The sequence below is a fragment of the Paracidovorax cattleyae genome (assembly GCF_900104515.1).
GTDB lineage: Bacteria > Pseudomonadota > Gammaproteobacteria > Burkholderiales > Burkholderiaceae_C > Paracidovorax > Paracidovorax cattleyae.
In genome coordinates this window covers 16,152-28,739 of record NZ_FNJL01000033.1, presented here as the reverse complement: position 1 = coordinate 28,739, position 12,588 = coordinate 16,152, and the positions used below count along the sequence as shown (strand labels likewise).

Sequence of the window (12,588 nt, the reverse complement as noted above, 5' to 3'; positions counted from 1 at the left end):
AGGTCCCCTGCCGCGGGCCCGGCGGTTAAGCTCGACAGGCATCGCCTCTGCGCCCTTTTTTCCGGAAGTCCCCGTATGACCAAGCCACTCTCCGCCGCGGAAGCGGCACTGCGCGAAGCAGCGCTCGAATACCACCGCAACCCCAGCCGCGGCAAGATCGCCGTCACGCCGACCAAGCCGCTGTCCAACCAGCGCGACCTCTCCCTGGCGTACTCGCCCGGCGTGGCCTACCCGTGCCTGGACATCCAGGCCGACCCGTCGCTGGCGTTCGACTACACCTCGCGCGGCAACCTGGTGGGCGTGATCACCAACGGCACGGCCGTGCTGGGCCTGGGCGACATCGGCCCGCTGGCCGGCAAGCCGGTGATGGAAGGCAAGGGCTGCCTGTTCAAGAAGTTCGCGGGCGTCGATGTGTTCGACATCGAGCTGGCCGAGCGCGACCCGGACAAGATCATCGACATCGTCGCGGCGCTGGAGCCCACGCTGGGCGGCATCAACCTGGAAGACATCAAGGCGCCCGAGTGCTTCTACATCGAGCGTGAGCTCTCCAAGCGCATGAACATCCCGGTGTTCCATGACGACCAGCACGGCACGGCCATCATCTCCAGCGCCGCCCTGCTCAACGGGCTGGAGCTGGTGGGCAAGGACATCGGCGCCGTGAAGGTGGCCGTCTCCGGCGCCGGCGCCGCCGCCATCGCCTGCCTGGACGTCATGGTCGGCCTGGGCGTGAAGCGCGAGCACATCTTCGTGTGCGACTCCAAGGGCGTGATCTACGAAGGCCGCGGCCCGCTGGACGAATCCAAGGCCCGCTACGCGCAGAAGACCGGGGCCCGCACCCTGGCCGACGTGGTGAACGGCGCCGACGTGTTCCTGGGCTGCTCCACCGCCGGCACGCTCACGGCCGACATGGTCAAGACCATGGCGGACAAGCCCATCATCCTGGCGCTGGCCAACCCCGAGCCGGAGATCCGGCCCGAGCTGGCCAAGGCCGTGCGCCCGGACTGCATCATCGCCACGGGCCGTTCGGACTACCCGAACCAGGTCAACAACGTGCTGTGCTTCCCCTACATCTTCCGCGGCGCGCTCGATTGCGGCGCCACGAAGATCACGCAGGAGATGAAGCTCGCCTGCGTGCGCGAGATCGCCGACCTCGCCAAGGCCGAGATGAGCGACGAGGTGGCCGCCGCCTACGCGGGCCAGGAACTCTCCTTCGGCCCGGACTACCTCATCCCCACGCCGTTCGACGTGCGCCTGATCCTGCGCATCGCGCCCGCCGTGGCGCGCGCGGCCGAGGCCTCGGGGGTGGCCACCCGCCCGATCCAGGACTACGACGCCTACCGCGACAGCCTCACGCGCTTCGTCTACCAGACCAGCATGTTCATGCGCCCGGTCTTCGCCGCCGCCAAGGCCAGCCTGCAGCGCGTGGCCTATGCCGAGGGCGAGGACGAGCGCGTGCTGCGCGCCGCGCAGGTGGCCGTGGACGACGGCCTGGCCCGTCCCATCCTCATTGGCCGCCCGGCCGTGATCGAGATGCGGATCAAGAAGGCCGGCCTGCGCATCCAGCTCGGCAAGGACGTGGAGGTCTGCAACCCCGAGGACGACCCGCGCTTCCGCCAGTACTGGGAGGCCTACCACCGCCTCATGGGCCGCGACGGCATCACGCCCGAGGCCGCCAAGGCCGCCGTGCGCCGCTCCAACACGCTCATCGGCGCGCTGATGGTGCGCCTGGGCGACGCGGACGCGCTGCTGTGCGGCCTGGTCGGCCGCTTCGACCACCACCTGGAGCACGTGCGCACGGTGATCGGCCTCAAGGACGGCGCCGCGGGACTCGCGACGGTGAATGCCCTCACGCTGGACCAGCACACGCTGTTCATCGCCGACACCTACATCCACGAGGATCCGAGCGCCGAGCAGCTCGCGCACATCGCGCAGATGGCGGCCGAGGAAGTGCAGCGCTTCGGCCTGCCGCCCAAGGTCGCGTTCCTCTCGCATTCCAACTACGGCTCGTCCACGCGCCCCTCGGCCCGCAAGATGCGCGCGGCGCGCGACCTCTTCGCGAAGGCCGCGCCCCACATCGAGAGCGATGGCGAGCTGCATGGCGACTCGGCCCTGTCGGAGAAGATTCGCCAGAGCGCGCTGGAGGACGGCACCCTCACCGGCTCGGCCAACGTGCTGATCTGCCCGAACCTCGACGCGGCGAACATCCTGTTCAACGTGCTCAAGACCACGGGCAGCCACGGCACGACCATCGGCCCGATCCTGCTGGGCGCCGCCGCCTCGGCCCACGTGCTCACGCCCTCCTCCACCGTGCGCCGCGTGGTCAACATGACGGCACTGGCCGCCGCCAACGCCGTGGCCTCCAAGGCCCAGCGCTGAAGCGCCCGCCGGCCCGCTGCCCCCGCACGCGGGCAGCGGGCCGGCCACCGGTACGCGGCTTGCATGCGGCCTGCGCCATGCCCGATCCCGTACCCCCTTCTCCTGCCCCTTCCCCCGCCGCAGCCCCGCTGACGCCCGAACGCATCGCCCGCCACCTCCTGCGGGCCGATGCCGTGGCGCGCCGCGCGATGGACGCCGGCCGCCATCCCTTCGGCGCGCTGCTGGTCGCACCGGACGGCGACACCGTGCTGGCCGAACAGGGCAACATCGACACGGTGAACCACGCCGAGTCCACGCTCGCGCGCGAGGCCGCGGCGCGCTGGCCCGCCGACATCCTGCGCGGCTGCACCCTCGTCACCACCTTCGAACCCTGCGCCATGTGCGCCGGCACCATCTACTGGGCCGGCATCGGGCGGGTGCTGTACGGTGCCGAAGAAACGGCGCTGCGCGCCCTCACGGGCGACCACCCCGAGAACCCCACGCTGGACCTGCCCTGCCGCGAGTTGTTCGTGCGCGGCCAGCGCCCGGTGGAGGTGACCGGCCCCGTCCCCGCACTGCGCGCTGCGCTCGTCGCCACGCACCGCGGCTTCTGGGAACGCCGCTGAGCCTCTGGCAGGCACGAAAGCATGCACCATTCCGGTGCAATCCGTACATACCGGGCCCTGCAGCCGGCGTCGGACAGGCATCGATCTTGCTGATACCCTCGGTATCGATCGACACGAATGGAGACCCCATGACCAAGCGTTCCTTCCTGCAATCCGCCCTGCTGCTCGCCGCATCGGGCCTGCTGGTGCCTGCCGCGCAAGCCCAGTCCGGCGCGCCCACCCCCATCAAGTTCCAGCTCGACTGGCGCTTCGAGGGGCCTGCGGCCTTCTTCCTGCTGCCGACGGCCAAGGGCTACTTCAAGGAGGCCGGCCTGAACGTGACGGTGGATGCCGGCAACGGCTCGGGCGGCGCCGTGCAGCGCGTGGCCTCGGGCTCCTACGACATCGGCTTCGCCGACCTGGCCGCGGTGATGGAATTCCACGGCAACAACCCCGACGCGCAGAACAAGCCCGTGGCCGTGATGATGGTCTACAACAACACGCCCGCCTCCGTCATGGCGCTGAAGAAGAGCGGCATCACCAAGCCCGCCGACCTGAACGGCAAGAAGCTCGGCGCGCCGGTGTTCGACGCCGGGCGCCGCGGCTTCCCGATCTTCGCCAAGGCCAACCAGATCGCCGGCGTCCAATGGACCGCCATGGACCCTCCGCTGCGCGAAACCATGCTCGTGCGCGGCGACGTGGATGCCATCACCGGGTTCACCTTCACCTCCCTGCTGAACCTGGAGGCGCGCGGTGCCAAGGCGTCGGACGTGGTCGTGCTGCCCTATGCCGACTACGGCGTGAAGCTCTACGGCAACGCCATCATCGCGAGCCCGAAGATCCTCAAGGAGAACCCCGAGGCGGTGAAGGCCTTCCTGAAGGCCTTCACCCGCGGCGCGAAGGAGGTGATCGCCAGCCCCGGCGCCGCCATCGCCTATGTGAAGGAGCGCGACGGCATCGTGAACACCGTGCTCGAGACGCGCCGGCTGCAGCTGGCCATCGACACGGTGATCAACAGCCCGGATGCGCGTGCCGAGGGCTTCGGCCAGGTGAAGCCCCAGCGGCTCGCCCTGATGGCTTCGCAGGTCTCGGACGCCTACAACACCAAGACGCGCGTCGATCCCGCCACCGTGTGGAACGGCAGCTTCCTGCCCGCGGCCGCCGAACTGAACATCCTTCCGAAGAAGTAGCCCCCGCCCGGCCCGGCAGCCCGCCCGTCCACGCCGCTGCGTGGAGGGCGCGCGCTCGCCGGCACCGTCCGCCGCCGGGTTTCCGGCACACCCCGTTCAGGATTTTTCCCCATGCAGGCCACCGAAACCTTCTTCGTGGACTTCCGCGACGTCTGGCTCGCCTACAACGAAGAGCTGCTGCGCGCCAACCACTTCGCGGTGGAAGCCATCGATTTGCAGGTGCGGCGCGGCGAGTTCATCGCCATCGTCGGCCCTTCGGGCTGCGGCAAGTCCACCTTCATGAAACTGGCCACGGGCCTGCGCATGCCTTCCATGGGCAAGATCCGCATCGCGGGCGAACCGGTGACCGGGCCGCTGAAGATCTCGGGCATGGCCTTCCAGGCGCCTTCGCTGCTGCCATGGCGCACCACGGTGAACAACGTGCTGCTGCCGCTGGAGATCGTGGAGCCGCACCGCTCGCAGTTCAAAGCCCGCCGCAAGGAGTACGAAGCGCGCGCCCGTACCCTGCTCCAGAAAGTGGGCCTGGCGGGCTACGAGGACAAGTACCCCTGGCAGCTCTCGGGCGGCATGCAGCAACGCGCCAGCATCTGCCGCGCGCTCATCCACGAGCCGCAGATGCTGCTGCTCGACGAGCCCTTCGGCGCGCTCGACGCGTTCACGCGCGAGGAGCTGTGGTGCATCCTGCGCGACCTGCAGGCCGAGCAGCAATTCAACGTCATCCTCGTCACGCACGACCTGCGCGAGAGCGTGTTCCTGGCGGACACGGTCTATGTGATGAGCAGGAGCCCGGGCCGCTTCGTCGTGCGCCGCGACATCGAGCTGCCGCGGCCGCGCGACCTGGAGCTCACCTACACCAAGGAATTCACCGACATCGTGCTGGAGCTGCGCGGCCACATCGGGGCGCTGCGCAAGGCCGGTGGGGAGATCATGCAATGAACGCACAGCACCGCAAGCGCGTCGAGCGCTGGTCGCCCTGGGTCCTGCTCTTCGCGGTGATCGTGCTCTGGCAGGTCGTCTGCTCGGGCCTGGGCGTCTCGGAATTCATCTTCCCCAGCCCGCTGGCCATCTGGAACCAGCTGGTGGAGTTCAAGTGGATCATCGCGGGCCACGCCTGGCGCACCTTCTGGGTCACCATGGCGGGCTTCGGCATCGCCATCGTGGTGGGCGTGCTGCTGGGCTTCGTGATCGGCTCCTCGCGCCTGGCCTACGCCGCCATCTACCCGCTCATGACCGCCTTCAACGCGCTGCCCAAAGCCGCGTTCGTGCCCATCCTCGTGGTGTGGTTCGGCATCGGCGCGGGGCCGGCCATCCTCACGGCGTTCCTGATCAGCTTTTTCCCGATCATGGTGAACATCGCCACCGGCCTGGCCACCCTGGAGCCGGAGCTGGAGGACGTGCTGCGCGTGCTGGGCGCGCGGCGCTGGGACGTGCTCACCAAGGTCGGCCTGCCGCGCTCGCTGCCCTACTTTTACGGCTCGCTCAAGGTCGCCATCACGCTGGCCTTCGTGGGCACGACGGTGAGCGAGATGACCGCCGCCAACGAAGGCATCGGCTACCTGCTGATTTCTGCCGGATCGTCCATGCAGATGGGCCTGGCCTTCGCCGGCCTGATGGTGGTGGGCGCGATGGCGATGGTGATGTACGAGCTTTTCAGCGTGCTGGAGAAGCACACCACCGGCTGGGCACGGCGGGGATCGCAGGGGGAATGAAGGACCGCAGCCCTGCGATTTCCGGATACCCGCCTACCGCGAAGCCACCGACACCGACCTCCACGCGATCTGCGCACTCGGCGAGGAAGTGAACGCGGCGGACCGGGATGCGGCGCACTGGAGCGGCAGCAGCGGCCGGGACGATGCCGCGACCTTCGTCGCCGATTCGCAGGGTGCGCTTCGGCCGCGTGGGCAGCGTCGGCATCACCGCAAGCCAGCGGGGCCGGGGCATCGGCAGGAAACTCATGCAACTGGCCCAGGACTGGGTGGCGCGGCAAGGAGGTGTCCGAGTACGCCTGAACGTCCGGGCCTTCAACACCCATGCCCTGCACGTGTACGGACACCGAGCATTTCGAGGTGACGCGGGACTTCCTCAACCACTACCCGCGGCGCCTGCAGCAATTGCTGGCGGGCCCTCCGGGCGGGTAGGCGCCTGTGCCGGCGCAGGCGCCGGCCGCCGGGCCGGCACGTCGATCCGGTTGTCGATGTGGGACGCCTCGGCCGCCTCCAGGCTGGCCCACTGCACCACCAGATCGATGCCGCGCGTGCGCTGGACCATGCGGCGCTCGTAGGAGCGCAGCGAATAGGGCTGCACCGCGGCCGGATCCGTCCACTGGGATTCGATCCGGGCGGCCAGCGCCTGCGCCGCGTCCGGCGGGCTGCCCGGATGCTGCGCGCACAGTTGCAGGGCCGAGCGGTAGGCGTCGTCCCGCTGGCGCATGGCGGGCGTCACCGTGGAGCGCGCCGCGAAGCTGTGGATCGGCGCCACATGCTGCCGAACCGCCTGCAGCAGCGCATCCAGCCGGGGCTGTTCGATGCCGGCATCGACCCAAGCGGCGGCCTGCGGCTCCATCGCCTCGAGGAAGGCATCGACGTTCTGGTATTCGGTTTCGACGAACGAAAGCGGGTGCAGGCGCCCCGCTTCATAGACGGCCTCCCGGCGGCGTGACAGGCCGGAGAAGACATTCTCCGCAGCCGCGCCGGCCTGGAGCGCCGCGACCGAGAGGTCCACGCCACCGGACGCGGCGGTGGCCGACGCGAGCGATGTACCGAAACCGGCGGACACCCTGGCTGCCACCCCGGCCTTGTTCAAGTGCCCTTCGATCGAACGCTCGACACGCATGTGGCCCGTCGCGTCGGCATAGTGCTTCGTGACGTTGCGCTGGGCCTCGACGAATCCACCGACGCTGCCGCTGAGCTTGGCCCCCCAGCGCCCGGCCGAGGCTGCGGCGTCCACGCCCAGCGCATGCCGCCGCCGGCCGTCGCCGGCGCGGCCGATGCGGTTCACGGTCAGTTCGGGAAACGCCTGCAGCAGGCGCTGCAGCAGCGGCGGCCCATCGCCCGAATGCGCGCCGCCGTGGCATCCGTCGAGCAACGCGTCCACCAGGGCAGAGAACTCGGCCCGCAGTTCCGGGACGGGCCGTCCGACGCGCGGCAGGCGCAGCGAAATGCCGCTCACGTCGGCGCGCTCGCTGCCGTAGAGCACGGTGTCCACGTTGACGCCTGCCTTGGCGAGGCCGATGTCCGGCCCCACGAAGGCACCCACGCCCACCTGCCGGGCCGCCTGGCGCTGGGTGCCCAGCACGATCTCCATGTCGTAGGGCGGCATCGCGATCTCGAAGACGGCCTGCCGGCCGCGCTGCACCCTGCCATCGATCCGGCCTCGCAGGAAGAAAGCGCTCGCGATCGCACTGACCGACGACGTGATCTGCCGCAGCCCCACGCCCACCAGGCCCCCGCTGCTGAGGCGCAGGCGGCTCGATCCTTCGAGGCGGGCGATGATCTCCTTGAGCGCCGTGCGCACGGTTTCGCGATCGACCACCGGCACGCGGGTGTCGCGCCCCACCGCTTCCTCGTGCGCCCGCGCCAGCGCCGCGGCGGCCTCGCTCAGGCCTGCCGGCCCATCCTGCGCTGCCGGCGCAGCGCCGCCGGCTGCCGCACGGGCCTCGGCGAGCCAACGCTCCATGGTCCGTTCGTCGAAGCGCAGGGTGGCCAGCGCCTGCAGCCCGGGCGCACCGGCCAGCCGGTGGGCGAGGCCCGCCCGCCCGTCCGCGTCCAGGCCCGGCGACAGCATGCCGGCCAGGCGCTCGGCGATATCGCCCAGGGCCGCTTCATCGAAGCCCTCTCGCTCGAACGGCTCCGCGGCCGCAGCCTGCAGGCAGTGCGCCAGGACCGCGGCGCGCAGCAGCGCCTCGGGCACCTGCCCGGGGCCCGGCGTGCGCATGCGCAGGGCCGCATCGGCCAGGTGCGCCTGCAGGCCCCCGGCGGCCTCGCGCAGCGCGGCTTCGCGGGCCCGGCGGTGGCGCGCGATGGCGGGCCCTCGCTCCACGCCCTGCGTGCCATGCCGCAAGGCCGTGAAAGGCGTCTTTCCGACCAGGGGATTGCGCAGCAGCCTGCCCTGCTGCGGCGCAGCCCGCTCGATCCAGCGCCCTGTTTTCACGAGCCGCGCGTCGATCGCGGCAAAGTCCGAGCCAGGGCCCGTCTCGAACAGGTCGTTGCGCACGGCGGCCAGCGCCCACTGATGCGGCCGGGCGGCCTGCACGTCGCCGGCCATCCGGGCGGCGGCACAGGCGATCGCCTGGCCCGACAGGCAGTCCCGTGCCCCGGCCCGGGCCAGCAGCGCGGCGGGATCCGCTCCCGCAGCCAATCCCTCGGCCGGCCCCCCGGCAGTGTCCAGCAAGGTCTCCGGCAGGGCCGCAGCCGCCTTCAGCAGCAGCGCGAAATCCTGGCGCTGCGCAGCCTCCACCGGAACGGCGACCACGGCCTGCAGCACGTCCTGCCCCATGGGCGTGGCGGCCAGCGCGGCGGCCGTCCGCCACGCCGCCTGCCTGGCAGCGACAGCGCGGGCCATCCCGTCTGCTTCCACGCTGTCGGACGAATGCCGCGGCATGGAGAGGTCCGGTCCATCGGCCCCCAGGGAGGGCCGGACCGTCCCGTATTCCGATCCATCCTCGCTGCCGTCCAGAGATTCCGCGGGCGTTCCATACACCGATCCGGCATCGCCTTCGGAAGCGGCGGCCTGCTGCTGCCGCCAGGCCGTCGCCACTTCCCGGGCCGGGTCCGTCTCCTGCAGCACGGCGAGTGCGTCCAGGGCCAGGGCAGCATCCCCTCCGGTGGCCGCGGCAATCGCCTGCGCCAGCAGCACGCGCGGCGCACCGGGCAAGCCCGGAATCGGTGCCATGCGCGAGACATCCACCTGCGACAGTGCATCGGCAAGGTCCGCCGCTGCGCCAAAGCGGCGGGCCGTGCGGCCGAACAGCGAACGGACGCACCGGGACATGTCGGGCCGGGCCTGCTCCATCGCATCGAGCAGGGCATGGGACGCCATGCCACCTGCGCTGCCGGTGCGTGCCGTGCCGCGCGGCGCGCCCGCCGTGCCGGCCCCTGCGGCGGCGCCCGGCACCGCGCCTCGCGGAGGGCGGGAGGAGTCCACCCGCGGCTGGCGCTCCGGCCGGCGGGCCGGCGCGTCCAGCGGCCGCACGGCGGTGCTGGCCAGCGACGGCATCCGCTGCGCCTGGCCGGCCGGCGTGTCGAAAGCGACCCGGGAGATACCGAAGCAGCGGGTAAGTTTGCCGAGCAGGGACACGGCCCCATCCTGCCGGTCCGCCGCCGCCGTGCCCAGCGGGTGCGCGAAGCCATCCCCAGGAACCCGACTCCGCTGCGCACGCATGGCGGGCGGGATTGCCGGCACCCCTGCCGGGCCGGTGCGCCGGTCCCTGCCACCGGCCGCAGGTTTCCCACTCGCCGGAGAGTCTCCGGACTACGCGGTTGCGGCCTCGCCATCCCTACAGTGGCCACTCATCCATCGGCTCTTTCAGGAAAGGGATCGCCCCATGGCCCCAGCACCCCTCGCCGGCCGCAAGGCCCTCGTCACCGGCAGCACGCAAGGCATCGGCGCCGCCATCGCGCTGCGGCTCGCGCAGGACGGTGCCGATGTCGTTCTCAACGGGCGCAGTCCCGACGGAGCGCCCGGCGGCCTCATCGAGTGCATCGCCGCACTCGGCCGCCGCGCGGTGTACGTGGCCGCCGACCTCAGCCGGGGCGCGGCCGAGGCGGGCCGGCTGGCGGACGAAGCCGCGCAGGCGCTCGGCGGTCTGGACATCCTGGTGAACAATGCGGGCGTGGAGCGCCGCGCCGATTTCTGGGACGTGACCGAGGAGGACTACGACCTCGTCATGGACACCAACGTGAAGGGCCTGTTCTTTGCCACGCAGTCCTTCGTGCGGCACCTGCGGGCGCGCAAGAGCGGGGGCGCCATCGTCAATATCAGTTCGGTGCACGAAGAGATCGCCTTCCCGCACTTCGCCTCGTACTGCGCGAGCAAGGGCGCGCTGCGCATGCTGGCGCGCAACCTCGCGAGCGAACTCGCCCCGCTGGGCATCCGCGTGAACAACGTCGCGCCGGGCGCCATCGCCACCCCGATCAACGCACAGCTGCTGGACAACCCGAAGCAGTTGCGCGCGCTCAATGCCCAGATCCCCCTCGGCCGCATGGGCCAGCCCGAGGACGTGGCCGGGCTGGTGGCCTTCCTGGTGCGCGACGAGGCGCGCTACATCACGGGCGGCACGCACTTCGTGGACGGCGGCCTGACCTACCACTACACCGAGCAGTAGCGGCGGCAGCAGCGGAAACCGCTCGCTGCCCGGCCGGCGCGGCGGGGGCCCGGCACAATGGCGCACCGCCGTTCAGCGCACACCCGCCATGCCCCGCTTCGCCGCCAACCTGTCCATGCTCTATCCGGAGATGGAGTTCACCGACCGCTTCGCCGCGGCGGCCAGCGATGGCTTCCGCGGGGTGGAGTACCTGTTCCCCTACGCCCATCCGGCAGACCGGCTGGCCGGCCTGCTGCATCGCCATGGATTGCAGCAGGTGCTGTTCAATGCGCCGCCTGGCGACTGGGAGGCCGGCGAGCGCGGCCTGGCCTGCCTGCCGGGCAGGGAGGCGGAGTTTCGCGACGGCATCGTGCAGGCTGTCGCCTATGCCCGCGCCCTGGCCTGCCCGCGGATCCACGTGATGGCCGGCATCGTGCCCGAGGGGGCCGACCCCGCGGCGCTGCGCGCCACCTATGCCGCCAACCTGCGCGATGCGGTGGCCCTGGCGGCCCCGCACGGCATCGCGCTGATGCTGGAGCCCATCAACGGCCGCGACATGCCCGGCTATTTCCTGCGGCGTCAGGAGGAGGCGCATGCCTGGATCGACGGGATCGGAAGCCCGCACGTGCTGGTGCAGATGGATCTCTACCACTGCCAGGTAGGCGAAGGCGACGTGGCCACGAAGCTGCGGCGCTACCTGCCCACGGGCCGCGTGGGCCACCTGCAGATCGCCGGCGCGCCGGAACGCCATGAACCCGACGTGGGCGAACTGCACTACCCCTATCTTTTGCGCCTCGTCGATGCGCTGGGTTACGCCGGCTGGATCGGCTGCGAATACCGGCCCGCGCGCGGCGCGGAAGCGGGCGGCACCAGCGCAGGCCTGGGCTGGATGGCGCCCTGGCGCGCGGTGGCGCCGGACTGAGGGCGGCCTGCGGCGGCACGCCGTGGCGCAAACGTTTGCGCGGCCCGGATCAGCGGGCCTGCATCTGCCGGCAGATGTTCTGGCCCGTGGCCGTCAGGCGCAGCGCGCCCGCGTTCCACTCCATCCAGGAGCACTGGACGAGTTCGTCGATCACGTCCTCGCCGATCTGGCCCGCCTGGTTGCTGCGCAACAACCTGTCGATGCGGGGCAATGCCTCGCGCAGTTCGCCCAGCCGGGCGGTGGAAGTGGACGCGGTAGCCATGCAACGTACCTTCGGTTGAAAAATCAAGACACAGGCTAGCACGGCAGCATGCAGGCACGGTGGCCCAGTGCCAGCGCGCAACACATGGCCTTTGCCGCACACCGGCCGGCGCGCATGCGCTACACTGTGGCGGCCCTGGCGACGTGCCTGCCATGCCGGGGCCCACGGCGCACGCATCGTCCCGCATGCCCCCGCCGCACCGGGCCTGCAACACGGCCCGCATTCCTTCCGGCAAGCTCCCCCCCTTTTTCACGACGCGCTCCGTTCCGGACTCCCGGCCCGCGTCGCTCCCGGCGGCTCCCGCCGACTGCTTCCACGCCGCCGGCCTCCCATCCGGCTGCGCCCGGCCTACACCGGCGTCCTGTGTTTTCCCCGCGTGCGCGCGCCGTACGCCCGTTTTTTTCGTTCCGACATGCACACACCCGTCGCCCTGGCCGTGGGCCGCTACCTCGTCACGCCGCTGATCCGGCGCATCGAATCCGGCCGCTACACCGCCTCCGTCTCCATCCGCCGCGGCATGCACGACCGCGTCTTCCGCTTCCTGCCGCAGTTCGACAGCGATGCCCTGGCCTCGCGCTACGCCCTCGACCAGGGCCGGCACATCGCCCTGCACGGCGCGGCCTGACGCACGGCCCCGCGCCCATGCATCCCTTTCTTTCCCACCATCCCGAAGGAGTTCCGTGTCCAAAGAAGACCTGATCGAAATGCAAGGCAAAGTCGAGGAAGTCCTGCCCGACTCCCGCTTCCGCGTGACCCTGGACAACGGGCACCAGCTCGTCGCCTATGCCGGCGGCAAGATGCGCAAGCACCGCATCCGCGTGCTCGCCGGCGACCGCGTGTCGCTGGAGCTGTCCCCCTATGACCTCAACAAGGGCCGGCTCACCTTCCGGCACATCGAAGGCCGCGGCGGCCCGCGCCCTCCCCAGCGGGGCGCGCGCTGACCGCCCCCTTTT

The 12,588-nt window shown here is 71.0% G+C and carries 11 protein-coding genes and 1 pseudogene; 10 read left to right on the top strand and 2 right to left on the bottom strand.

All coding sequences use genetic code 11. The annotated features are described in order from the left end of the window. The first annotated feature begins 75 nt into the window (after positions 1 to 75). The 6 genes and pseudogenes from BLR05_RS21340 to BLR05_RS27670 form a co-directional block, all read left to right on the top strand. Positions 76 to 2,376, top strand: a complete 2,301-nt coding sequence (locus BLR05_RS21340; RefSeq protein ID WP_092838597.1) for an NADP-dependent malic enzyme — start codon at positions 76 to 78, stop codon at positions 2,374 to 2,376. A gap of 77 nt (positions 2,377 to 2,453) precedes the next feature. Next, a complete protein-coding gene (locus BLR05_RS21335) occupies positions 2,454 to 2,981 on the top strand; it encodes a nucleoside deaminase (protein ID WP_192883868.1) in 528 nt (175 codons plus the stop codon). A 128-nt stretch (positions 2,982 to 3,109) separates the two neighbouring features. Further along, complete coding sequence (locus BLR05_RS21330) at positions 3,110 to 4,150, top strand: ABC transporter substrate-binding protein (protein WP_092838594.1); 1,041 nt, start codon at positions 3,110 to 3,112, stop codon at positions 4,148 to 4,150. A gap of 111 nt (positions 4,151 to 4,261) precedes the next feature. After that, the gene (locus BLR05_RS21325; protein WP_092838591.1) at positions 4,262 to 5,086 is read left to right on the top strand and encodes an ABC transporter ATP-binding protein; all 825 of its coding nucleotides are present in this window, start codon (positions 4,262 to 4,264) and stop codon (positions 5,084 to 5,086) included. Further along, positions 5,083 to 5,859 carry an ABC transporter permease gene (locus BLR05_RS21320; RefSeq protein WP_019703587.1) on the top strand — a complete coding sequence of 259 codons (777 nt, stop codon included), beginning with the start codon at positions 5,083 to 5,085 and terminating at the stop codon, positions 5,857 to 5,859. The genes BLR05_RS21325 and BLR05_RS21320 overlap by 4 nt, the downstream gene beginning before the upstream one ends. Positions 5,860 to 5,966: 107 nt before the next feature. Continuing rightward, positions 5,967 to 6,143, top strand: a pseudogene (locus tag BLR05_RS27670) (GNAT family N-acetyltransferase); the annotation flags it as partial. A gap of 89 nt (positions 6,144 to 6,232) precedes the next feature. Here the strand turns inward: BLR05_RS27670 and BLR05_RS26660 are convergent. Next, positions 6,233 to 9,445: a hypothetical protein gene (locus BLR05_RS26660; protein WP_092838685.1), complete on the bottom strand. Its 3,213-nt coding sequence runs from the start codon at positions 9,443 to 9,445 to the stop codon at positions 6,233 to 6,235. A 247-nt stretch (positions 9,446 to 9,692) separates the two neighbouring features. Here BLR05_RS26660 and BLR05_RS21305 point away from each other — a divergent pair, with 247 nt between their 5' ends. Then, complete coding sequence (locus BLR05_RS21305; RefSeq protein WP_092838588.1) at positions 9,693 to 10,472, top strand: SDR family NAD(P)-dependent oxidoreductase; 780 nt, start codon at positions 9,693 to 9,695, stop codon at positions 10,470 to 10,472. Between the two features lie 88 nt (positions 10,473 to 10,560). Continuing rightward, positions 10,561 to 11,373: a 2-oxo-tetronate isomerase gene (gene otnI, locus BLR05_RS21300; RefSeq protein WP_092838586.1), complete on the top strand. Its 813-nt coding sequence runs from the start codon at positions 10,561 to 10,563 to the stop codon at positions 11,371 to 11,373. A 49-nt stretch (positions 11,374 to 11,422) separates the two neighbouring features. On the opposite strand, the gene BLR05_RS21295 is transcribed toward otnI, so the two are convergent. Then, on the bottom strand, positions 11,423 to 11,635 hold the full coding sequence (locus BLR05_RS21295) for a hypothetical protein (RefSeq protein WP_092838583.1): 213 nt from the start codon (positions 11,633 to 11,635) through the stop codon (positions 11,423 to 11,425). A 412-nt stretch (positions 11,636 to 12,047) separates the two neighbouring features. Between BLR05_RS21295 and BLR05_RS21290 the strand changes: the two genes are divergently transcribed. Next, the gene (locus tag BLR05_RS21290) at positions 12,048 to 12,260 is read left to right on the top strand and encodes a hypothetical protein (RefSeq protein WP_092838580.1); all 213 of its coding nucleotides are present in this window, start codon (positions 12,048 to 12,050) and stop codon (positions 12,258 to 12,260) included. Between the two features lie 55 nt (positions 12,261 to 12,315). After that, a complete protein-coding gene (gene infA, locus BLR05_RS21285; protein ID WP_092838577.1) occupies positions 12,316 to 12,576 on the top strand; it encodes a translation initiation factor IF-1 in 261 nt (86 codons plus the stop codon). The last annotated feature ends 12 nt before the right edge of the window (positions 12,577 to 12,588 follow it).